The following is a 22,915-nucleotide window of genomic DNA, read 5'->3' on the forward strand; positions in this document are numbered from 1 at the left end:
GATATACTCAGCTCAAAGAGGTGAAAGATGAATAAGTTAGTAGTTGAACAGCTGAGTAAGAGCTTTGATGAACAGAATGTACTTGAAAATACGAGTTTTACTTTCGAACAAGGGAAAATTTACGGTATGCTAGGGCGCAACGGTGCAGGTAAAACCACCTTTTTTGATTGTATTGCTCAAGATGAACAATACCAAAGCGGATCTATCGAACTTGTCCAAGATGGTGATTCGAGAGACTTGACGCCCATGGACGTTAGTTATGTCCACACGGAGCCCAATTTACCACTATTTCTGACCGGATATGAGTTTATCAGCTATTTCCTCGAGGTCAATAAAAATCGGGTAGCGGGTTCACTAGATGCCAAATATTACCTCAACCTTGCCGGACTAGAAGAAGTTGACTGGAATAAGTTGTTAAAAGATTACTCACAAGGCATGAAGACTAAAATTCAACTAGTTGCCTCGTTGGTGCTCAATACACCAATTTTATTATTGGATGAACCGTTAACAACTGTTGATGTGATTGCTGCACACGAGATGAAGAAGCTAATTACGGACCACAAAACAGACGCAATTATCATCTTTTCGACCCATATCTTACAATTGGCACAAGATATTAGTGATGAAATTGTCCTCCTTCATCAGAAGAGATTCAGCGGTGTCGGCGACGTCGATATTCACTCGAGTGAATTCGAGAACGAAGTGATTGCTAGACTTGCGAACGGAGTGGAGACAGATGTTTGACTTTGCTGCAGTATTTAGATTTGACCGTTACCTTCAAATAATCACTCAAACAGCGAGAATAAACCGCTTCTTATACTACATCCACCGAATTCCCTTGATCGGGCCTAAACTGCCACTAAATATTTTTTCGGGACATAATTTTAAAACTGTGACAGCTAACTTACTCTTGATTTACGGTTACATCAAGAAAATAATGGCCCGTATATTAACGTTGGTTGCGATATTTGTGTGGGTTTACTTCGTACATTTTAATGGCCGGCGCTTTACTGCGGTAGAATTCGTACAAACGAGTATTATTTCCTGGGCAATAGTAATTGGCTTAGGTTATGCGATTCTTTCCGGCACCACGTTTGGTGGTGTTCGCGCCAATAATTATCGTTTTGCGAGCCAATTTGCACAGGATTATACCCTTGCAATTTTCGATGAATATGTCCTAAGTACACTTGTTAACGGTGCCATTTACACCGGCTTACTCCTACTCCTTGGTATGTTTGCGGGTAATTTTATCCTAATCCTCAATGTAATTCTACTATATTGGGCGATGTATCTGCTGGCGCTTGCTAGTGTGTTCTATATCAGTGCTAGGAGAAAGGAGCGGACAGCGGTAGGTAAAAAAGGCATTAGGCAGTTTAACGTGAAATCTTTAGGCGTTGGAGTTTTGGGTTGGCTTTGTTTGATAGGTTCAGGCTTGGTTGTCCAATTTATGCCTGATTTTCAGCCCATCATTCGAGTCCTTACCAGCGGCTATTTTACGGTGATTCCTTTGCTCCTAATTGGCTTAGCGCTATTCCTTAATCAACGAATGCTCAGCCGGGATAATCAAGCCACGATGGCCAAGATTAAACGCTATGATGATCAATTATACGAATCTATCACGACCAACAGTAAGAATGAATATGTCCGTACTGGTACAGATATGACTGAAGAATTGCAGTTGGAGACCACATCCGTTTCTGAGACAGCAAAATTAAGTTTTGGTACCCCTGCGGTTATCGATGCCCTCTTGTTTAAACGCTATCGTCGTATTTTACGAAAAAAGATTCTCTTTAAACTTGCTTGGATTGGTGCGATTACACTCGCTTTCGTGATTTACTTTACCCTGTCGCGGTTAGGAATTATTCACTTCGGTAATGGCCTTACTGCCGGATTAAACTTTTATGGTCTGTTACCGGTATTCTTCTTTTGGCTCTATCTTCTCTCAATTGGCAAGGACGTAATGAGTCTCAGCTATACCAACCTGGACAGTGTTATGTTGACTTACCCCTTCTACCGTCAACCACAAGTTGTGATCAAAAGTTTCTTTTACCGATTCTATCAGTCATTTAAGTACAACATGGTCATGACATTGGCAGTATTTGCTGCCGTAGTTGTAGCAATGGGAATTGCAGGATTAAATATTGCACTTTTTCAAATATTCCTCTTTCTGGTGACGCTGATTGCGTTGACGGCACTGTTCTCATTTCATTATTTGTTTGTCTACTATATTCTCCAACCATTCACTATTGATAAAGAACTCAAAAGTCCACTCTTTTCACTTGTAAACTGGTTGTTGTACTTCATCGCTTATATGCAACTGAATATTCCTGATAATTGGCTGTCCTACCAGTACCCGGTCCTAATTATTGGAGTGACGGTAATGTATGTCGGAATCGGTGCCCTTTTGATTTACCGCTTTGCCCCACAGACTTTCAAGTTGAAAAAATAAACCAGTCACTAGAGGTTACTCCAGTGACTGGTTTTTTAAGTGTGTCCCAAATATGTAAATTTAAAATTATTTGACGTTTAAAATCCAGATGAAACCGATGAAGACGAAGAATAAGACATACATCATTGGCCCGACTTCTTTGCCCCGTTTGGCTGCCAGCATCGTAATTGGATATGAGATCATTCCTAGTGCCAGGCCATCAGAGATCGAGTAGGTTAGCGGCATACCAACGATGATTAGAAATGCGGGAATGGCAATCTCTAGCTTTGTCCATTCGATTTTGGCAAGTGACTGAGCCATTAAAACACCAACGATAATTAGTGCGGGTGCAGTGACCTGGTTGGTGACCACGCTTAATAGTGGCGAGAAGAACAGTCCAAGGATGAACAGAAATCCGGTGACGATTGAGGTGAAGCCAGAACGGCCACCTACCGCGATACCAGCTGAGGATTCCACAAAAGCACCAACGGGCGAGGTACCCATTACGGCGCCGGCAACCATGGCGGTGGAGTCGGCGGCTAGTGCCCGACCGACACGTGGCATCTTATTGTCCTTCATCAAACCAGCCTGTTGTGCGAGACCAACTAGAGTACCGGCAGTATCGAAGAACGTGACAAGAAGGAAAGTGAGCACAACCACAGCTAGTTGGACCGTGTTGATATCCCCGATATGCTTGATTGCCTGACCGAATGTCGGTGCGAGACTCGGTGCCGCCGAGACTAATTTTGTCGGGATTGGAATGACGCGAATAAGCATTCCAAGAACAGAGGTGAGTACCATGCCGATGAAAATGGCGCCGGGCACCTTTCTGATCATCAAGATAAAGGTTACGACCAAACCGAAGACGGTTAAGAGGGTAGCGGAATCTGAGAATGAGCCCAGCCCAACCAGAGTCGACTTGTTGGCGACAATCAACCCGCCTTGTTGCAGACCTAAGAATGCGATAAACAAACCGATACCGGCGGAGATTGCATACTTCAGATTCGCGGGAATAGCGTCGATAATTTTCTCTCGTAACTTGAAGATGGTAATTAAAACGAAGATTAATGAAGCCACGAATACAGCAGCCAAGGCAGTTTGCCAGCTAACGCCCATCCCAATTACGACTGTATATGAGAAGAATGCGTTAATTCCGAGCGCTGGTGCGGTTGCGATAGGGTATTTCGCGAATACTCCCATGATAATTGAGCCGAGGGCGCTTGCCAGAGCTGTAGCTGTGAAAACGGCGCCTTGATCCATGCCTGAAGCACCGAGCACACTAGGATTGACGAATAGAATGTAGCACATGCTGACGAAAGTTGTTAGACCAGCGAGTGTTTCCCGGCGGAAATTGGTCTCTAACTCGTCGAAGGCAAAGTATTGCTTAATATAGTTCATTTGTTTCCTCCAAATGGATATCGTTCGTATTTTAAATCGAAAAAGCACGATATTTATCATACCACCAATTATTAATTGCGTAAACACAAACGATATCTTCTAAACATGCACTATCATATACAAGTTTTGCGGTTCCACGTGAAACAAAATAATTAATTTAGTAGAGCTTTGCTTGGATGCGGTTCAACTTCTTGATAAGCGGTTTGGCGAGAAACCAGATGAAGATGACGGTTGCGCTAGCATGAACAAGATCCATGGGTGCCCCCGAAACGTAGGATAGAAGTAGCATGCGTGCGTTGAGCTCTGTGGTGAACATCAATACGGAGGCGGGATTGATGATACCGCCGTAGAGAATAAATATGCTGAGAAAGCCAAAAATGGCGAGTGGTAGGCGCTTTTGTTGCAAAATATTCGTTTGGACCAGTAGCCCGGCGACGAAACCAATGATGCCAAAGGCAATCATCTGCCAGGGAGTCCACGGACCTTGGCTAAAGAAGATATTCGAAACAAGCATAGTCATGCTACCAACGATGAAGCCGACCTCTGGGCCGAGCGTTGCGCCAGCGATAATGACTAGCGCACCAACCGGCTTGAATTGCGGCAACATATAGAATACGCTTCGGGCAGCCACGGTGATGGCGATCAACGAGGCAATGACGGTCATCTCTCGCGAACTACGATTACTCTTTTCAAAGATAATTAAGAAGAAGGCCATAGCGATAAAGATTAATATTAAGCTGAGCAGGAGGACCTGCCTGATAGGCAGGAGAAATGAGCCTAAGGCCACGGCAATCAGTGCAAGGAGCAAAACTAGTGCCTCATAAAGGTATCGTTGTCGCCAGCCCGAATGGGACATACCCTGAGTCTCTAGAAATTGTGGTTCAGGCAATGATACTTGGGATTGGCTTTTCTTTGCGTCATACAAGCGGTTGATGAAATCCTTGATTAGTGGTTGAGCCATTCGATGACCTCCTGCACGGTGATGGCATTGTCAACAAAGTCGCGGCTAATACGATTGGCCTCGGTCGTATAGAAATTATTATTACCAAAAAAATCATGGCGCTCTGTACAACTGGTCACGGTACCGTTGAAAAATAAGCCGACCTTGTCCGCGTTTTGCGCAGCAAAGTTTAGATCATGGGTGATCATAATAATTGTCACACTGTGACTGCGTAGTTCTTGCAACGCTTGGGCCACCAGCTCTTTTGCTTTCGTATCCAGACCTTTGGTGGGTTCGTCGAGAAATAATATTTGCGGTTTTTTTAGTAGAACTTTGAGGAGTCCCAGCACCTGTTGTTGACCGCCGCTAAGGTCAAACGGATTTTGACCCAATACTGAATCAAGCTTAAACGATTTGCTGCCCGTAAGGATAGTCTGTTCGCTGTCGCTGCTTTCTGGCAAGCCATACCTTAACTCGTCCAAAACATTATCTTTGACGAATAATGTGGTAGGGTCTTGCGGTAGGTAGCCAATGCCAGTTTGATATTGCTGTAGTTGCTGTCTGGACTTCAGGGTGTGGCCGGAAATGGTGAGTTTACCCCGGTATGCAATGTATTCGCCCATCAGGAGGTTCATTAGGGTGCTTTTACCACTACCATTTGCACCTAAAATCATTAGGGTTTCGCCGGCGTTAATCGTGAGGCTAAGATTTCGGATGACATCCGGTTGCTTGTCATAGCCGAACCAGATATTTTTTGCTCGAATGAGTGGCTGCGGTTTGTTGGCCGTGACTGAGTCGAAGACCATCATGCTGGTTTTCTGTGGTCTTTTGGCCTCAGCTAACCAAATTTTGCCTGCACTGACAGAGATTGGTAGTTCTGAGCTAGTAGGCGATATTGCGTGGACGATTTGGGCCGCGGCTGGAAGAAGCGGGATTAGATAGGGTGCCTTGACGAAAATCGCCGCGATGGCTGCCTGCGTTGTCTCATCAACAATGATTTCGCCGGCGTCTAGCACCAGAATTCGGGTGGTATACGGCAATAATTGCGAGACGTCATGCTCGGTGATGAGGATTGTGATGCCAAGCTCGTGATTAATTTTATGGAGCATCTGAATGAAGTTGTCCGTGGCAATTGGGTCCAGCTGCGCTGTTGGTTCATCCAGAATTAATAACGTTGGGTCCATAATGACTGTGCTGGCAAGGTTTAATAGTTGTTTCTGTCCACCAGATAGCGTGGCTACGTCTTGTTCAAACCACTGCTGCATGCCAAAGAAATTAACGATTTCGGCGACGCGACGTCTGATTTCGGCGCTTGGTCGCCCCAGGTTCTCTAGCCCAAAGGCCAGTTCATGCCAGACCTTGTCTGTGACAATCTGATGGTCTGGGTGCTGCATCACGTAACCAATTCGCTCCTCAGGAACTGTACTAAGTGGACGATTCATGAAGGATATTGTCCCGGTAGAAATACCATGTTGACTAAATGTGGGGGTAAGCTGCTGAATTAGTGTGGTTTTACCACTACCATTAAGGCCTAGAAGGAGATTGAAGCTCCCCGGCTCGACGTTGAAGGAGACCCCCTTAATGATGGGGCGCTGGTCTGGATAACTAAATGTAAAATTATTTACTTCGATAAGATTCATTAATGTAGTCCTTTTGGAGGTTTAAGCTGCGTCGACGCTGCACCAGATGAAGGAAGAAGTCATAGCTACGCAGTAGTAGGGGAATGTTTGCCAGCAGCGCAAAAGCCGCTATACCAAAGATTGTTACCAAGCTATTTCTGTGCGTGGTGATACCGCTCACGTTGATTACTGGATTAAAGCTGGCTGATAAGAATCCCGTCAGCTTCACTGAGATAACGCTAGCTGTGAGGATGCCGATACTTGCCAAAATGAACCAGTTGCGGGGATCGAATCTGTGTGGCAGGTAAAGCTTTCGTTTGTGGGTACCGTAGGCCCGAAGTTGCATGGCATCACTGACGTAGATGGCATTCTCCATCGTCCAGCTAAACATGGCAGACGTGATGGTCAAAGTTCGTCTGATTTTTGTGAAGCCACGGGCAGTCGTGGGACCCTGTCCAATCATGTTTTGAGTGTGCAGTACTTTTTTGAACTGATTAATGAAAAGAGGGATGAAACGAAACGAGAGTGCGAGGAGAAGAGCCACCTTTGGGAGAACTCGGCCCACTACGTCGACGAACTTGTCGCGAGTCAAGATGTGATTGATTGCGGTAAACCAGTTTGTGGTGGTCACGAGTACTAGCCCGAGAATTAGACCATAGACAATTGCCTCAAGTGTGATAGAATTTCCGTTCTGCAAAAGCGCTAGCTGTGTAACCCCGAAGTGATTGAAGAGGGGGTTAATGCCCATGATTACTAATAGTCCTGGCAGTGCAAAAATCAGATTGAATTTCAGAACTTTGTGGATGCCGACCAGGGTGGCACTGTATGCGATAGCGCTAACGAGTGAAATCGCGATGAGGTAGGGATGCAAAATAAACATACTACACCCTAAGACGGAGATGAAGTAGGCAAAGTTGACTAGTGGGTGGCAATTTGTGAATGAATCTTTGGCCATGTAGTTACCTCAATTATTTACCAAGATCGTGCCCAACGTTTCTAGTATAACTGAAGGAGATAGAGTCACCATTCTTCAGTGATGTATACTCGGAAACGCCATAATTTGGGAACCACCCGTTTACGCTGTACATCCAACCGGAGAGTGAGCCAGCATCAAACTCGTAGAGTTGGTTAATGCCCTCGATATAATAAGAGCTGTAGATTGGCGTATACGAGGATTCCATCTGGATACCATATTTTTTCGTTGCACGTACTAGTATATCGTACACGCTGTCGCCTTTGTTCAAGTTAATCGTTGTTGGTGCTAAAATCACGCCAGATTGCGGAACAAATGCACGTTTTGCTTCCTTGACATCGGCGGTATGTCCGATTAATGTCGCACATTCAATGCTGATTGTGACCGTCTTTACTTGTTGTCGGGCCTGTTTGTGTACCGTTTCCGTAGATGAACTTTCGGTAGATGTCACTGCGTTGCTATTCTTAGTACTTGCCGTTTTTGTGGGCTGTCCAGTATTTGCTTTAGCTGAAGTTATTTTCTTACCTGATTTTTTTGTCGATTCTTTTTGAATAACTGCAAGCTTGGTCCGTGTTTCGTTAATCTTATTCTGGGTGATAAGCTTCTTATTGGTTGTTTGACCAGCGACAAGATAGATTTTTCTCCCGGTAATGTTTAGTTTGAAGGACAGTATTGTTTTCTTTGCAGACGTTTTGATTGCTGCTTGAGCGGTAGGTAATTCATGGAGCTGATTGTGCTCCTTGACCACCGCCACGACATGATTTGCGTGCCATTTCTCTGGAATAGTAATGGCCAGCGTAGGCTGCGCAGCCAGGGCAAAATCCTGCACGTTAATTGCCAGAGCGTAAGGGGCGTCATTCGCTGCTCGTTTGATATTCTGGAGAACATTTTGCTGCAAGGTAAGCCCAAGCTTTTGGGCAACAGAGTTCTTTACCTGCTTACCAGCAAATTGCCAGGTATAGCGTATTCCGTGCGAAGAACCGCTAAACTGGTACTCCTTGTCTTGGCCGACAATTGTGGTCATCTTGGCCTTTGAAATTAGTCCTTTTCCCCGTAGGATTGTCTCCTGCTTTAATGCTGTTGTCTTTACCTCAGGTTTCTGACAGCCAGTACTTAAAAGTAAAACAAAGATCAAGCTAAGTATGATTAAAACCCAATTTTTAAAGTGTTTTTGTGTGATTTTAAAACCCATTTACTCGTTAGATCCCTTCTTGTGTATCGCGTAGAATGTAGTGCCAATCACGCCAATAATGATGATGAATATCGCGGATAGTATAATAGCATTGTTAACACTAAAGCCGGTGGCTGTAGAACTTAACTCCGTCTTACTTTTACTTGAAGTAGTTTTTTTAGGAGCTTTAAAAGTAGATGCCGTAAACTGCCAGCCATCATCTTTAGTAGAGTTCTTGCTAGTAACATCTGAATTACCGCCAGTTGTTGCCTGCTTAATCTGTTTTGAGCTAACCGTTGAAGTCTGTTCATCGTGGTTATTACTACTACTGTTTTTGCTCATTGGTTTGACGAAATCGGTAGTTGATAGCGTGGTAGCTTGCGGATTATTTCTTATTTCGCCCGCATTTTTTTCAGTCTGGTGGTCGTCGTCACTGGTTGCATCTGGTTGGCTTACCTCGGTTTTGTTGATACTAGTGGTTGTGTCCTCGGTCTGATCTGGCGTGTCTTGCCCATCCGCGTCAGTTATTGGAGGATTCGTTTGCGTAACACTACTATTTTGTTGATCATCCATCTGATAAAAACGGTTGGCACTAGCTAGATAGCGATCATATGAAATTAAGGAATAATAGGATTGAATGGTCGCCATATTGTTCTGCCGCGTGTCCTCCAGGAAGTACTTAAAGCCTGATTGCGGTACATAGAAACTAAGTAGATTGTCAAGGACGCTAACTCCGTTTTTCGTAAATGCTGCACTTGTTGGATCTATATTCAGCGAGCAGAGAGCAGTAATCACTTGAGCAGCTGAGTTGGCGTTGTCGGTGGGTACCGCAGATCCAGCCATGTAGTAGCCGCCGGATTGACTTTGAACGTTGCTCAGCAATGAGACTGCCTTGGCAATAGCCGCTTTCACCCGCACCATACTTTGATAGGGTGCTAGTGCCTGGAGAGTCATCGCGGTGATATCGGCGTCCGGTCCGTTACCAAATAACGTCCAGCCCCCGTTTGGTTTCTGGTGGGCTAGAATAAAGTCGATTAAATCCTGTTTGGTGTAATCGGCGTTTTTGCTTGGAGCGTAGTTTTGCTTGGCATCAAGGGCCAAAAGTGTATAAATTACGCCATTAATTCCTTGATTCTGTACTTCTTTGAAGCTTGCAAGTGAATCGAAAAGGTTGAGACCGGATAAATCAGTTACATCCGCGCCAACTGCGGTTAGAGCTAGGACGAGCTTGTCGTAGTCCGTAGCTGGACGAGAATCTATGATGCCGTTGGGCACTTTTAATGCTATCACGTTGTCGGTCAGATATTTGTCAAATGCACCTGGACGGTCGTTAAGCCCGAGGTCGCGACCCAGGCTGAGAAAAGTCCATTCATATGCCCCTCTGTAGAAGGTAGCATTCGCGTTAACCTTAGCGATGGGTTTTAGAACGATTTTGCGCGAATCTGCAAGTATAGTAGCATATTGCTGATCCTGATTATTCGTTGCTTGATTAGCCTCTGACACCGCATAAACATGCTCATTTAATCCGGGAGAGCCTACTAGTAGGAATGGAAATAGCATCATTATGAATAGCAGTGCACCTGTCAGTTTAGATATCTTGAGTTGTTTATGGGTCATGGGACTTCTCCTTTTTGTGAAACACATACTAGATGTTGTGTTCGATAACTTTCATTATAGGCATATATTGTACGTGTGAAAAGTTTAATAACAATTACCTGTATTCTCGAAAAAAGTAAGACGTATTGCAAAGGGTTTTACCACGGATTAAATTCTTCATAGACGGCAGAATTAAGAAGGTATGTCATTCTTGTCAATCTCACAATAAATAACAACATCTATTGCTAAGGTGGCTGGTGCTTTCACTAATATTAGCCGTACCCTGTTTTTATTTCGATAATCAAGACCCACTACAGCACGTATTACGGATAATTGTACTTTTGTTTAATTCCGTCTTATGATGAGTGTGTAAATAATAGAATAACAAATAGGCTGAAGGGAGATAGCATTATGTATTTGCAACTTGATCAGAAAACAGAAGATAGAATTGTTGAACATTTTCAAAAGGGCGACCGCTTGATTTTAACCTTTGAAGACGGCGTTGGCCCGTATTCACAGCACGCAATGATTCATATGATGGTGCAGTTTACGGTGGGAATTATCTCTGCTGACATGCCGCTTGATTTGTATGATAAACAGATGGACTCACCATTAGGTCCCATCTATTACAAATCTGAGTCCGAGGACTACCTAGAAGAGAAAATGAGTCTCAAATTTAAGGAAGCAACCTCGAGTTATGTGCTATCGAGTGATAGTGGCATGATTGATGAGAGTGTCAACTTCATTAATTTCAAAGATAAAAAATAGCAAAGAAAAAAGGACTTTTCACATACCGTGTATCACGGTTGGAAAGTCCTTTTTTATGCAGATTAGCCTTCTTCGTGGTTAGCGAGTGCTGCGGCTTTGTATGATTCAATCTCGTCTGTGGCGGCGAAAACGAAATGTTCAGGATAAACCTCAACCAGTTCTCTCTTCTTACCGTCCTCTTCAGCCGAGGCATCATACGGAATAATCTGTTTCTTCTTCTCGCTCAATGGGTCAGGGACAGGGATAGCGGATAACAAGCTCTGTGTGTATTTGTGCAGCGGGTGGTTGTAAACCTCATCTGAGGTTGAAAGCTCAACCACGCGCCCATTATGCATTACCGCTATTCGGTCACTGATGTACTTCACCATCGACAAGTCATGGGCGATAAACAGGTACGTCAGGTTCTTTTGTTCCTGAATATCTTTCAGCAAGTTAACGACTTGTGCCTGAATTGAAACGTCTAGTGCGGAGATAGGTTCGTCCGCGATGATAAATTGGGGGTCAACGGCTAGCGCCCGAGCAATGCCGATTCTTTGTCTTTGACCACCTGAGAATTCATGGGGATATCTGGTCATGTGATCAGCATTTAGGCCCACCAATTGTAATAGTTCCTTCACACGTGCATCACGCTCGGCCGAGTTCTTGACCAATCCGTGAATATCCAGTCCCTCAGCGATGATGTCCTTGACCTTCATTCTGGGGTTCAGTGATGCATACGGGTCTTGGAAAATCATTTGGACATTCCGCCGAAATTCCAACATATCGGGGTGACCCGATTTGAGATTCGCAATGTTTTTGCCATTGAAGAGAATCTCCCCGGATGTGGGGCGGTAAAGGCGGATGATACTCCGGCCAGTAGTGGTTTTACCAGAACCGGATTCACCAACAAGCCCAAATGTTTCGCCTTCATATATCTCAAACGAGACGTCTTGAATGGCACGCACCTCGTTTGGCTTGCCCTCATTGAAAAATTGGTTAAGGTGTTCGACTTTGACGAGAACTTTTTCTTTATTGGTTGTCATCTAAACTGCCCTCCTTAGCCTTTTTTGCAGTAATTTTTTCGTAGATTGCATAACGGCGCTTAATTTCCTCTGGTACGGCAACCTTTGGAGAATCTGGATGTAAGAGCCAGGTTGCAGCATAGTGATTCTTTGATACCTCGAAGAATGGAGGCTCTTCCTCACGGTCAATTTCTAGGGCAAATTCGTTTCTAGGAGCAAAAGCGTCACCCTTTGGTGGATCAAGCAAGTCGGGTGGTGTACCTGGAATTGCGTATAGGCGATCCTTGGTCTCAAGGGTAGGCATAGAGTTTAACAGTCCCCAAGTGTAAGGGTGTTGAGGATTGTAGAAGACGTCTTCTGTTTTGCCGTACTCCACGATTTTGCCGGCATACATTACTGCTACGCGGTCTGCAATACCCGCAACGACACCTAAGTCATGCGTAATGAAGATAATCGATGTATCAATCTTCTCCTGAAGTTCCTTCAACAGGCTAATAATCTGCGCCTGAATGGTTACATCCAATGCGGTTGTTGGTTCGTCAGCCAAAATAATTTCAGGATAGTTTACAATTGCAATGGCAATCACGATTCTTTGCCGTTGACCACCAGAGAATTGATGTGGGTAATCGTTCATTCTGTTGGCCGCGTTTGGCAGGCCAACAAGCTCCAGAACTTCTTGTGCGCGCTTCATCGCCTTCTTCTTGTTCATCGTATGGTGCACAAGAAGGGGCTCTGCAACCTGTTTACCGATGGGCATTGTTGGGTCAAGCGATGTCATTGGGTCTTGGAAGATCATCGAAATACTTTTACCACGCAGGTGATCCATTTCGTGGGCGGACTTCTTCAATAAGTCGTCGCCGTGGAAAAGAATTTCGCCCTTTTGAATACGCGCATTACCGGCGAGCTGGCCCATGATGCTACGAACGGTAACCGATTTACCAGATCCCGATTCACCAACAATGGCTAGAGTCTCACCAGCATTGAGGTCGAAATTAACGTTTCTGATTGCCTTAACTTGTCCAGCGAAGGTATTAAAATTAATTTCTAGATTTTTAACTTCAAGAATTTTACTCATAATGACCTCCTTAATTCATTGTCTTTGGATCGAATGCATCACGTAGCCCGTCAGCAAGTAAGTTGAATGCTAACATAATCACCACAATGAATACAGCTGGAATCCAGAGTTCAAACGAGAAGAATCTGAACATTTTTTGACCATCGGAGAGCAGCGTACCAAGTGATGCGGTAGGAGCTGGGATTCCGATACCAATGTAGCTCAAGAATGCTTCGAAGAAAATGGCTGATGGAATTGTGAACATGGTTTGGATAATGATGACTGAACTGAGGTTTGGAATCAGGTGTTTGAAGGCAATCTTACTTGATTTCTCACCTAACGTTCTTGCAGCTAAAATAAATTCTTGGTCCTTTAGTTGCAGGGTCTGTGCCCGAACTAGACGGGCCATTGTAATCCAGCCGGTGATGGCAATGGCGAGGATGATTGAAGTCATACCGGGTTTCAACACAAGCATCATCAGGATGATTACTACCAGGTTAGGAATTGACGAGATAATTTCAATCACACGTTGCATGATGGTATCGGTTCTGCCACCGCGCCAACCAGAAATAATGCCGTAAAGGACACCGATCGAAAGGTCGAATAGAGTGGCCATGAAGGCGATGAACAGGGATACCCGAATGCCGACAATAGTTCTAGAGAACAGGTCGCGGCCCAGATAATCGGTACCGAAGATATACCAGGTGCCATCAGGCACCTTAGCATTGGCGTAAGTATCTACACTCACACCTGAGATTGTTTTCCAGAAGCCATTGAAACCGGGAATATTTAAATTGCCGATCTTTGGAGCGAGGTTCTTGAATGCGGGATTCGCCGCGTTTGGATCGCTTGGTAGCCAGAAGAGGGAGATAATTGAGATGAGAACCATCAAGGTTAGGACGACCAATGAGATCATGGCAGCCTTGTTCTTCTTGAGGCGCCGAAAAGCATCTTGGGTAAATGTCAGAGAAGGTGCTGCAATTTTCTCACGATCATCATGATTCTCGTGAGTACCCACTAATTTGAATTTATCTGCAGTAATTTTACTATCAGCCATTAGTTTGCCTCCTCATTTAATCTAATTCTTGGATCGATCAAACCGTACAGGATGTCGACGACTAATATTACGACAACAAGCATTGCTGAGTACATGATTGTTAGTCCCATAATCACGGGGTAGTCATTAGTTGTAATTGATTTAACGAATTGTTCACCAATACCAGGAATGGAGAAGACATTCTCCACAACCAGTGAGCCAACCATCAAATCGACTGTCATTGGACCAATGATTGTGATAATTGGAATCATAGAATTTCTGAATGCGTGTTTACGCACGACGGAGCGTTGTGAGAGACCTTTGGCCCGTGCTAATTCAACGTAGTCACTAGAGAGGACATCGACCATTTCGGTTCTCATGAAACGCGCAGTATTCGCCAGCGGTGCCATTGAGAGCGCCAGTGTTGGTAAAATACTACTACTGAACCCGTCCCAACCGGCGATTGGGAACATTTGGAAACGAAAAGCAAGCCAGAACTGCAACAAGGCAGCAAAGACGAAGTTCGGGATTGAGCGACCAAGGATGGCGAAGATGGTTGCAGTTGAATCAACCCAAGTATTCTTTCTCATTGCGGCAACCGCACCGAGGAGGATTCCGAGAATTGTCCCCACGACCATCGCTTGGACACCAAGCTGAATGGAAGGAGCAATTCTAGTACCGATAAGGTATGAAACAGATTGATTATATTGGTAGGAATTACCAAAGTCCCCTCTAATCATTCCAGACATGTAGTTGAGGTATTGTTGCCAAACCGGCAAATCAAGTCCATATTGTTTCTTCAAGATGGCTACTTGTTCTGCGGGAATTTGGGGGTTATTAAACGGCGTACCAGGTAACAACTTCATCAAGAAGAAGGTTACTGATGCGATGATGAAAAGCGTTAAAACCATGTAGGCAAGGCGTTTCAAGATGTATTTGAGCATTTTACCAAATCCTTTCTAACGTAATAAAGCAGCGTTCATCCAATCGGACTCCCACTGCTAAGTAGTGATTATTGCATTATATCATTTTGTCTTTATTTTAGATATGTGCCTACAAAGTTATAGTTGTTAGCAGGACTGTAGTATAAGTTCTTCACTTTTTGATTTACAAGGTGAGCTTGTACACGTTGATACAATGGAACGACACCCATGTCAGTTGCGAGAACGTCGCTTGCGTCAAGCAGGTTCTGCCAACGTTTAGCAGGGTCGGTTGCATTAGTAGTCTCGCTGTCTGTGATCAACTTGTCGTATTCAGCGTTACTCCACTTACCATCGTTGTATGAGCTGTCTGTTGTAAATAAGTCTAAGAAAGTAATTGGGTCTGGGAAGTCAGCACCCCAAAGTGAAATTACCATATCAAACTGTTGTGTTTCTGAACGAGAGAGTCTCGTCTTGAATGGTACGCTAGCCAGGTTAACCTTCAGGTTAGGCAAGTTCTTCTCAAGAGTACTTTGAAGATATTCTTGTGACTTCTTGGCACCGTCAGTATCATCACCTAATAATTCAAGGGTTAAGCTACTTTGACCAACTTCTTTCAAACCTTCCGTAAAGAGTTGACCTGCCTTCTTAGAGTTATACTTGGTGTACTTGTCGCCAACCTTGGTTTCCTTTAAGAAGTCTTTGCCTGTATCTTCGTTAGCGGCAAGACCATCTGGAACCATTGAGCTAGCAGGTAGTGAACCGTCTGCTAAGACGTCAGTCACAAATTCTTTTCTGTTAATTGCCATTGAGATTGCTTGACGAATCTTCTGGTTCTTTAATGCTGGAATCTTCTGTTGGTTGAGGGAAAGGTAAGCAATTGTTGATTGCTTCTGTGGTACGTAACTTGCATCACCCTTCATCTGAGCAGCAGTTTCGCCTGAAATTGAAACGTCATCGATCTTACCGCTTTGGAATAAGCTTAATGCTGTGTCGGCACTCTTAATTACTTGGACTTGGATTTCGTCAAGTTTAACCTTCTTAGCGTTCCAGTAAGATTTATTCTTAACTTCTTTCCATTTGTTGTTGGTACCATTCCAGCCAGTTAGCTTGAATGGGCCGTTGAAGACGAGGTACTTACTTTGAGTACCATACTTATCACCGTATTTCTCAACAACCTTTTGGTTGAGTGGGAAGAATACAGGGTTAACAAGCATTGTGCCAAAATATGGTACAGGGCGTTCTAAGTTAACAACAAATGTGTGGTCATCTTTAGCTTCGACACCTAGTGTATCAGCCTTTTTCTTGCCGGCCATAATATCATCGGCGTTCTTGACGCCACTATATAGGTAGGCGTATTGGGACTTAGTTGCAGGATCTACTGCTCGTTTCCAAGCATAGACGAAGTCTGCGGCAGTAACATCATCTCCGTTACTCCACTTAGTGTCCTTCAATTTGAAAGTATAAGTCAAACCATCATTGGTAGGTTCAACCACTTTCTCAGCTACGGCAGCTTGTAACTTGCTACCTTGGTAACGGTACAATCCATCCATTGTGTCAACTAATGCTTGACCTGCGATTGCATCGGTGATTGTAGAAGAATCCATGGAAGCAATGATATCACCTTCCATGCGGCGCCATACTTGTTTATCTGAGTTGCTGGCTGAACTTCCACCATTAGAGCAGGCGGTTAAGGCAAGCGTTGCAGCAACAGTAACTAAACCAAAAAGTGCTAGACGTTTCTTTTTCACTGAATTATACCTCCGTTATGTGTGTGTTCGCAGTTTAACATGAGAATAGAGTTAAAGTAAAGGCTTAACCATTAATTTTTGTAAATATCTTTAGATTCGATTTCTAGGCGATAATACTGCTAATATAATAAAGTTTTATTTTGTATTCAAAAATAGAATAAGAGGTAGGTAAGCGGGTAATCTGCGTAAATTAGAGTGAACTCATAAAGACAGATATTTTTAAAGTAATACTTATAAAGTATACTTCGTTATTTACCGTGGAATATAAAAAGCCAACCAAAAGTTGTATGGTTGGCTAATTTATTTGAACTTTATTTGTTGCTCAACTTACTTGCTGCTGCCTCGTCAACGATGATTGTCACATCAGTGTGATTCTGAAGTGCTGAAGCAGGTAGGTGGGTGGTTACAGGTCCTTCAACCATTTCCTTCACAGCATCTGCTTTGTTCTCGCCGTAGGCCATCAGGACAATCTTCTTACCCTTCATGATACTACCGATACCCATCGAGTATGCGAAGCGAGGTACATCATCCTCGTTAGCAAAGAAGCGGGCGTTTGCATCAATAGTACTTTGGGTAAGGGCAACCTTTGAGGTCGTACCATCTAATGGGGAACCGGGCTCATTGAAGCCAATGTGGCCGTTAACGCCAATTCCTAGAATTTGGATATCGATGGGGTGTTCATCAACGATCTTTTCGTAACGAGCAGTTTCTTCTTCTGCGTTAGGATTCTTACCATCGGGGACGAAAGTTTCCTTAAATGGTTTCTTGTTGAAGAGGTGCTCATTCATGAAATAACGGTAGCTCTGGTCATCATCTTCGCCCAGGCCAACATATTCGTCTAGGTTAACCGAAGTGATGTCGGAGAAATCAAGGTCATTTGCAATCATTTCGTTATAGAGTGAAATTGGGGTTGAACCTGTCGCAAGTCCCAGTACTTTTGCACCATTTTCGATGCCATTTTTGATAATTTCGAACGCCTTTTTACCACCAGCGGCGTTGTCTTTAACTACAATAATATTCACTTTTCTGCCTCCTTGTTTGGTCTAGTCCAATGTAACGCGATTTGGTCGAAATGTCAATGGAACTGCCTGAATTCTGGGTGAATATATTAACTAAAGGAAAATTAAAGCAAAAAAATTCAGCCCCATACTGGAGGCTGAATTGAACTGAGATTCAAAAATATAGCGATACACGTCAGAAAGTGTATTTAGCAGATAATAAAATTCTGAAATAAGATACTTCAGTAATCTATTGAATGGACCTTAGCGGATTTGAACCGCTGACCTCTTGCATGCGAAGCAAGCGCTCTCCCAACTGAGCTAAAAGCCCGATACAAAATAATTATAGCACTTTTAAAAATGGTGTCTAAAATTTTTCGTGAAAAAATTGACAAATTAAACGAATAACACTAAGCTTAGAAAAGTTTGACAAATAAAAGGAGCGTGTTGATATGAACTCAAAACGGATGTGTTGTAAACCATTAACCAACGACGGAATGCAAAGTCCAGGTTGTTTTGGGTGTCAATGTATGCTCAATAATTGGCTTTCTCTTTAGTTTAAAGGGAATAAGCCCACAACTTGTCTTTGTAGTTTTTGCCGTCGTTGATTAGTGTTTCTAGTCGACGACTATTTTTTTACAAAATTTAGGAGAATTCATGGAAAATATAATTGTTATTGGAATTTTATTAGTTGTCTTTGCAGCCTTATTCTGCCTGCAAAGAATGCAGAGTCATAAAGTTAATTTTAACAAATTAATTCTTATCGGCTTGTTTGGGGGAATTATGGTTGGTGTATTGATCCAGGCCCTCTTTGGTGTCAAAAGTTATGTGACTACGACCGCAGTTGATTGGATCAACATAGTTGGTACGGGCTACGTCTCGTTACTGAAAATGCTCGTAATCCCCTTGATCAGTGTTTCCCTGATTAGTGCGTTCACGCGGTTAGAAGTGACCACAAAGCTGAGAAGAATCGCGTCCAACGTGTTAGGTATTCTCTTTAGTACCACAGCGGTGGCGGCTTTGTTTGGTGTCCTATCGGTCTTTTTGTTTAAGTTACAAACAGGAACGTTTCTTAAAGGCTTAACGGCGGATAAATCTGCGCTTGCCGGACTGAGATCCAGCCAGGCAACGGTAGCAGATCAGACTCTGCCGCAGCAACTTGTCAGTTTCCTGCCCAATAATATATTTGCCGACTTTGCTGGCACTAGGCCAACAAGCACGATTGCCGTTGTGATTTTCTCAATCATGGTGGGACTGGTCTTCCTACGGATGAAGAAAAAAAAGGTCGAGTTGGCTGCCCGGTTCACGCGGTTAATCGAGCTCTTGAGTGAGCTAGTGATGCGCATTTTGAAAATGGTCTTGAGGCTGACGCCATATGGTGTCTTTGCCCTGATGATTAAAGCGACCGCCACTGCCAGTGCGCAGGACCTGCTGAAGCTCGGGGTTTTCATCATTGCAGCCTACTTTGCCTTGATACTGGTGTTGCTCATGCACACAGCAATCTTGCTGGTGCACGGTATTAATCCCGTAACGTATTTCAAAAAAGCTTGGCCTGCACTTGCTTTTGCATTTACATCTCGCAGTAGCGCAGGGACGCTACCATTAAACATCGAGGTTCAAACTAAATCACTTGGGGTGGCAAGCTCAGTTGCTAATTTTGCCGGCAGCTTTGGTTTAACCATGGGGCAAAATGGCTGTGCCGGTGTCTATCCGGCGATGGTTGCGACGCTGATTGCAGCAACGAATGGTGTCAACGTATTCTCTGCGCAGTTTATTATCACATTATTGTTGATTGTGACTGTCTCCTCATTTGGTGTCGCTGGTGTTGGTGGCGGTGCAATCTTCAGTTCGCTCATTGTCCTTGGTGCCCTGAACTTACCTATTACATTGATGGGTGTGATTATTGCAATTGACCCGATCATTGACATGATGAGAACCGCAGTAAACGTGAACGACAGTATCCTTGCTGGGATTATCACGGCAAAGAAGACCGACTTGTGGGATAAAGAAGTCTTTACTGATCAGAGCGATACAATTAACGTTACTGAGAATTAATTAACCGAAACTGTACTTTTTCTTGAGTACAGTTTTTATTATGGTCTTTTGCTATAATTAAAGATATTCAAATGGATGAGAGATGATATTGTGCCGAAATTAGTGATTGTGCGCCACGGAGAAAGCCTGGCTAACGCCAGTAATACATTTACTGGGTGGAATGATGTTGACCTGAGTGAGAAAGGGATCACGCAGGCAGAGCATGCGGGTAATCTCTTAAGACAGCTTGATTTCAGCCCGACAATGGTACACACTTCGGTGTTGAAGCGAGCTATCAAAACGGCGAATATCATCATGGACATCAATGACTGGCTCTATTTACCTATCCAGAAAACTTGGCGGTTGAACGAGCGTCACTACGGCGCACTGCGCGGAATCAATAAGGACAAGGCACGGGCAGATTTCGGTGCGGAACAGGTTCAGCGCTGGCGGCGCGATTTCAATGAAGTGCCGCCGTTACTGCAAAAGGCCGACGTGGAGCGGCGTTATGATCTGTTGGACCAGAGTATTATGCCGCGAGGTGAGAGTCTAGCCATGTCCTATCGGCGAATTTTACCTTATTATGCGGACCAGATAGCGCCCCACCTCAGACGTGGGGAAGACCAGTTGATTGTCGCGCACGGTAGTTCACTGCGTTTAATCGTGAAGTACTTGGAGCGCGTCTCCGATCAGGGTTCTAGTGAAATTGAGATTCAAAACGCCGAACCTCTTGTGTACGAGCTCACACCAGAATTAACTATCAAACATAAAATTATTTTGTAAGCAAAAAGGTCTTCAGCCATAGCGACTGAAGACCTTAATTTTATTTAGAAATAATTATTCTGAGCGGAGCGCAATTGCGGCATCCTTCTTCGAGGCCATTCTTGCCGGTAAATGGCCACCAATGATTGTGAGTACGGTGCTGACAATCACCAGAACCACGGCATGAACGGGGTTCAACTGAGCCACGTTATCTAGTTCTGTTAGTGAGTAAAGCAGACTGTTGATTGGAAGAGTCAGAAGATAGGCAATGATGATTCCGAGGATTCCGGATCCAACACCGAGAATGGTTGTTTCGGCATCGAAGACCCGAGTGATATCCTTTTTACGGGCACCTAAAGCCTTTAATACACCAATTTCCTTGGTCCGTTCTAGGACGCTGGTGTAGGTTAAAATACCAATCATAATCATGCTGGTAACGAGCGAGATAGCGGCGAAAGCTACCAATACATAAGTGATTGCGTCGAGTAAGCCGCCTGTAAGTTGGGTAACGGTACCAGAAAGATCAGAATAAATAATTTTGTCAGCCTTTGATTTGCCCTTATTGTATGCATCCAGGTAGTCGAGGACTTCTTCCTTATCCTCGAAACTGTTGGGATAAATCATGATGCTTGCTGGTAGGGAGCTACCACCGAGCATGGCAACAAAGCCATCTTTCTCTGTGCTGGTAAGGGTTTCACCCGTCATCACGTTCTTGTCCGACGCCTTCTGGGTGGTAACAATCTTAGAGTCTTTGTTGGCCTTGATAATTTCTTGACTCAATTTGTCACTATAGGCAATACCTGGCGCGAGGAGCCCCATGTTAGAGCTTTCCTTTGCCCGCAAAACACCAACCACCTTGATGGTCATCGTAGCATCATTGTACATTTGATCATAGTCGGTCTTTGGCATGAAGCCGCCGGTTGGCAACTGTTGGTAATAACTATCATTATTCACGACTTTGACGGTGGTCCCGACTACCTTGTCGAAATCCACCTTTGCTCCGTCTCGATAGTTGAAGCCCAGATTCTTCAGCGCGTTAATGTTTGTGGAGTTATCGTGGTCTAGGATTAGGACAACCTCGTTGGCTGATTTGGGATACGTCCCGGCGAGAGCTGCGTAGTTATCCTGTAAGAAATTCGTATTTTCATCAGAGAGCTGGGTAGGAAAGACGGAAACGCCGACACCGGTCATTGAGGACATCTGACTAGCATAATCAGTATAATTCTGTGCGGCATTTGAGAACTTAACCGGTTGCACCTTGCCTGAAACATCACGCAAGAGGTTCATGCCGGTCATGCGAGTGTAACCAATGTTATTGCTGTACTTAGGATTGATTTTGTTAACATAATCAACGAAATCCTGGTTGATTTTATTGATGTGAACGGCCTTCTCCATCGCATCTTGCTTGGCGATCAGGTAACCTTTATTTTTCACGTTTTTTGTGCTTGGTTGCCTAGTTTCCACGTTACTCTGGTCTGTTGCTTGTTGAGAGATGGTCACCGGAAACTTAGCCAGGGTCTCGGTTTGGGTCGAGTCGATTTGTTTTTGGAAACCGTTAGAGAGTGATAGCACTATTGCAATACCGATAATCCCAATACTCGAGGCAAAGGCTGTTAGAAAAGTCCGCCCTTTTTTCGTCATGATGTTAGTGAACGAGAGCTTGAGGGCGTTCATGAAGGTCATCTTGGTGTGATTGAGGTTAAACAAATCCCCTTTAGGGTGCTCCTGGTGCGGGTTTGAGTCACTCTTGATTTGGCCATCTTCGAACCGAACGAGTCGATCGGCATATTCTTCAGCGAGCTCAGGGTTGTGTGTGACCATGATGACGAGCTTTTCTTTCGCAAGATCTTGAATTAAATCCATGATTTGAACGGAGGTTTCAGTATCTAGCGCTCCCGTGGGCTCATCACAGAGTAAGATGTCCGGGTCGTTTGCAATTGCCCGCGCAATTGCTACACGTTGCATCTGACCACCAGAAAGTTGGTTGGGTTTCTTATTCATGTGGTCGCCAAGCCCGACTTTTTGGAGAGCGTCAACAGCTTTTTGGTGGCGTTCTTCTTTAGATACGCCACTCAGGGTCATGCCGAGTTCGACATTTGCGATGATCCCGAGGTGTCCAATGAGGTTGTAGTTCTGAAAGATAAAGCCAATGGAGTTATTCCTGTAGGCGTCCCAGTCGGTATCTTTGAAATTCTTGGTCGATTTACCATTAATGATCATGTCCCCGGTATCGTACCGGTCAAGGCCACCAATCACGTTTAGCATAGTAGTTTTACCAGAGCCACTTGGACCAAGAATAGCAACGAACTCCTTCTCACGGAAAGAGATAGAGACGTCGTCCAGGGCTTTAGTTGTTGAGTCTCCAACTCGATAATATTTCTTCAGGTGCTTTAGTTCGAGCATTGTTCTCTCCTTTGAGATGCAAATTTATCATGATAACTATCATAGCAGTATTTTGATTTTTGG

General features: G+C 44.2%; 18 protein-coding genes and 1 tRNA gene. 5 read left to right on the plus strand and 14 right to left on the minus strand.

The annotated features are described in order from the left end of the window. Positions 1–27 precede the first annotated feature (27 nt). Positions 28–744, plus strand: coding sequence for an ABC transporter ATP-binding protein (locus FC62_RS05290; RefSeq protein ID WP_056945729.1), 717 nt, complete (start codon positions 28–30; stop codon positions 742–744). Beyond that, positions 737–2,449 carry a hypothetical protein gene (locus FC62_RS05295; protein WP_056945730.1) on the plus strand — a complete coding sequence of 571 codons (1,713 nt, stop codon included), beginning with the start codon at positions 737–739 and terminating at the stop codon, positions 2,447–2,449. Before FC62_RS05290 ends, FC62_RS05295 begins: the two co-directional genes overlap by 8 nt. A gap of 66 nt (positions 2,450–2,515) precedes the next feature. Here FC62_RS05295 and FC62_RS05300 read toward each other — a convergent pair whose 3' ends face one another. The 6 genes from FC62_RS05300 to FC62_RS05325 all read right to left on the minus strand — a co-directional run bounded on the left by FC62_RS05300 (position 2,516) and on the right by FC62_RS05325 (position 10,146). Further along, positions 2,516–3,826: an NCS2 family permease gene (locus FC62_RS05300; RefSeq protein WP_056945731.1), complete on the minus strand. Its 1,311-nt coding sequence runs from the start codon at positions 3,824–3,826 to the stop codon at positions 2,516–2,518. 157 nt (positions 3,827–3,983) lie between these two features. Beyond that, the gene (locus FC62_RS05305) at positions 3,984–4,787 is read right to left on the minus strand and encodes an ECF transporter S component (protein ID WP_082611519.1); all 804 of its coding nucleotides are present in this window, start codon (positions 4,785–4,787) and stop codon (positions 3,984–3,986) included. Next, the gene (locus FC62_RS05310; protein ID WP_056945732.1) at positions 4,772–6,406 is read right to left on the minus strand and encodes an ABC transporter ATP-binding protein; all 1,635 of its coding nucleotides are present in this window, start codon (positions 6,404–6,406) and stop codon (positions 4,772–4,774) included. Before FC62_RS05310 ends, FC62_RS05305 begins: the two co-directional genes overlap by 16 nt. Further along, entirely contained in the window at positions 6,384–7,340 is a 957-nt protein-coding gene (locus FC62_RS05315) for an energy-coupling factor transporter transmembrane component T (protein ID WP_056945733.1), read from the minus strand. Before FC62_RS05315 ends, FC62_RS05310 begins: the two co-directional genes overlap by 23 nt. A 13-nt stretch (positions 7,341–7,353) precedes the next feature. Next, complete coding sequence (locus tag FC62_RS05320; RefSeq protein ID WP_162257115.1) at positions 7,354–8,382, minus strand: DUF4430 domain-containing protein; 1,029 nt, start codon at positions 8,380–8,382, stop codon at positions 7,354–7,356. A 168-nt stretch (positions 8,383–8,550) separates the two neighbouring features. Further along, positions 8,551–10,146, minus strand: a complete 1,596-nt coding sequence (locus FC62_RS05325; RefSeq protein ID WP_056945735.1) for a prenyltransferase/squalene oxidase repeat-containing protein — start codon at positions 10,144–10,146, stop codon at positions 8,551–8,553. A gap of 390 nt (positions 10,147–10,536) precedes the next feature. On the opposite strand from FC62_RS05325, the gene FC62_RS05330 reads away from it, so the two are divergent. Beyond that, positions 10,537–10,893: an iron-sulfur cluster biosynthesis family protein gene (locus FC62_RS05330; RefSeq protein ID WP_056945736.1), complete on the plus strand. Its 357-nt coding sequence runs from the start codon at positions 10,537–10,539 to the stop codon at positions 10,891–10,893. A gap of 62 nt (positions 10,894–10,955) precedes the next feature. Here FC62_RS05330 and FC62_RS05335 read toward each other — a convergent pair whose 3' ends face one another. The 7 genes from FC62_RS05335 to FC62_RS05365 form a co-directional block, all read right to left on the minus strand. Further along, positions 10,956–11,915, minus strand: a complete 960-nt coding sequence (locus FC62_RS05335; protein ID WP_054746070.1) for an ABC transporter ATP-binding protein — start codon at positions 11,913–11,915, stop codon at positions 10,956–10,958. Continuing rightward, positions 11,902–12,969, minus strand: a complete 1,068-nt coding sequence (locus tag FC62_RS05340; RefSeq protein WP_056945737.1) for an ABC transporter ATP-binding protein — start codon at positions 12,967–12,969, stop codon at positions 11,902–11,904. Before FC62_RS05340 ends, FC62_RS05335 begins: the two co-directional genes overlap by 14 nt. A gap of 10 nt (positions 12,970–12,979) precedes the next feature. After that, a complete protein-coding gene (locus FC62_RS05345; protein WP_056945738.1) occupies positions 12,980–14,005 on the minus strand; it encodes an ABC transporter permease in 1,026 nt (341 codons plus the stop codon). Then, positions 14,005–14,928: an oligopeptide ABC transporter permease gene (gene opp3b, locus FC62_RS05350; RefSeq protein WP_054746068.1), complete on the minus strand. Its 924-nt coding sequence runs from the start codon at positions 14,926–14,928 to the stop codon at positions 14,005–14,007. Before opp3b ends, FC62_RS05345 begins: the two co-directional genes overlap by 1 nt. A 92-nt stretch (positions 14,929–15,020) precedes the next feature. Further along, positions 15,021–16,655, minus strand: a complete 1,635-nt coding sequence (locus FC62_RS05355) for a peptide ABC transporter substrate-binding protein (RefSeq protein WP_054746067.1) — start codon at positions 16,653–16,655, stop codon at positions 15,021–15,023. A 311-nt stretch (positions 16,656–16,966) separates the two neighbouring features. Then, on the minus strand, positions 16,967–17,677 hold the full coding sequence (gene nagB, locus FC62_RS05360; RefSeq protein WP_054746066.1) for a glucosamine-6-phosphate deaminase: 711 nt from the start codon (positions 17,675–17,677) through the stop codon (positions 16,967–16,969). A gap of 234 nt (positions 17,678–17,911) precedes the next feature. Continuing rightward, positions 17,912–17,984 (minus strand) — tRNA-Ala (locus FC62_RS05365). Between the two features lie 326 nt (positions 17,985–18,310). Between FC62_RS05365 and FC62_RS05370 the strand changes: the two genes are divergently transcribed. Then, entirely contained in the window at positions 18,311–19,708 is a 1,398-nt protein-coding gene (locus tag FC62_RS05370) for a cation:dicarboxylate symporter family transporter (RefSeq protein WP_056945739.1), read from the plus strand. A 90-nt stretch (positions 19,709–19,798) separates the two neighbouring features. Further along, positions 19,799–20,470: a 2,3-bisphosphoglycerate-dependent phosphoglycerate mutase gene (locus FC62_RS05375; RefSeq protein ID WP_054746065.1), complete on the plus strand. Its 672-nt coding sequence runs from the start codon at positions 19,799–19,801 to the stop codon at positions 20,468–20,470. A gap of 54 nt (positions 20,471–20,524) precedes the next feature. Here FC62_RS05375 and FC62_RS05380 read toward each other — a convergent pair whose 3' ends face one another. Next, on the minus strand, positions 20,525–22,852 hold the full coding sequence (locus FC62_RS05380) for an ABC transporter ATP-binding protein/permease (protein ID WP_056945740.1): 2,328 nt from the start codon (positions 22,850–22,852) through the stop codon (positions 20,525–20,527). Between the last annotated feature and the right edge of the window lie 63 nt (positions 22,853–22,915).

This window comes from Amylolactobacillus amylotrophicus DSM 20534, from assembly GCF_001434555.1.
GTDB classification, from domain to species: domain Bacteria; phylum Bacillota; class Bacilli; order Lactobacillales; family Lactobacillaceae; genus Amylolactobacillus; species Amylolactobacillus amylophilus.

Coding starts and splice junctions, on each gene's coding strand:
- FC62_RS05310 (WP_056945732.1), bottom strand. CDS start 6,406: ATGAATCTTATCGAAGTAAATAATTTTACATTTAGTTATCCAGACCAG.
- FC62_RS05325 (WP_056945735.1), bottom strand. CDS start 10,146: ATGACCCATAAACAACTCAAGATATCTAAACTGACAGGTGCACTGCTA.
- FC62_RS05380 (WP_056945740.1), bottom strand. CDS start 22,852: ATGCTCGAACTAAAGCACCTGAAGAAATATTATCGAGTTGGAGACTCA.
- FC62_RS05300 (WP_056945731.1), bottom strand. CDS start 3,826: ATGAACTATATTAAGCAATACTTTGCCTTCGACGAGTTAGAGACCAAT.
- FC62_RS05370 (WP_056945739.1), top strand. CDS start 18,311: ATGGAAAATATAATTGTTATTGGAATTTTATTAGTTGTCTTTGCAGCC.
- FC62_RS05345 (WP_056945738.1), bottom strand. CDS start 14,005: ATGGCTGATAGTAAAATTACTGCAGATAAATTCAAATTAGTGGGTACT.
- FC62_RS05295 (WP_056945730.1), top strand. CDS start 737: ATGTTTGACTTTGCTGCAGTATTTAGATTTGACCGTTACCTTCAAATA.
- FC62_RS05340 (WP_056945737.1), bottom strand. CDS start 12,969: ATGAGTAAAATTCTTGAAGTTAAAAATCTAGAAATTAATTTTAATACC.
- FC62_RS05335 (WP_054746070.1), bottom strand. CDS start 11,915: ATGACAACCAATAAAGAAAAAGTTCTCGTCAAAGTCGAACACCTTAAC.
- FC62_RS05315 (WP_056945733.1), bottom strand. CDS start 7,340: ATGGCCAAAGATTCATTCACAAATTGCCACCCACTAGTCAACTTTGCC.
- opp3b (WP_054746068.1), bottom strand. CDS start 14,928: ATGCTCAAATACATCTTGAAACGCCTTGCCTACATGGTTTTAACGCTT.
- FC62_RS05290 (WP_056945729.1), top strand. CDS start 28: ATGAATAAGTTAGTAGTTGAACAGCTGAGTAAGAGCTTTGATGAACAG.
- FC62_RS05305 (WP_082611519.1), bottom strand. CDS start 4,787: ATGGCTCAACCACTAATCAAGGATTTCATCAACCGCTTGTATGACGCA.
- FC62_RS05320 (WP_162257115.1), bottom strand. CDS start 8,382: ATGACCACAATTGTCGGCCAAGACAAGGAGTACCAGTTTAGCGGTTCT.
- FC62_RS05330 (WP_056945736.1), top strand. CDS start 10,537: ATGTATTTGCAACTTGATCAGAAAACAGAAGATAGAATTGTTGAACAT.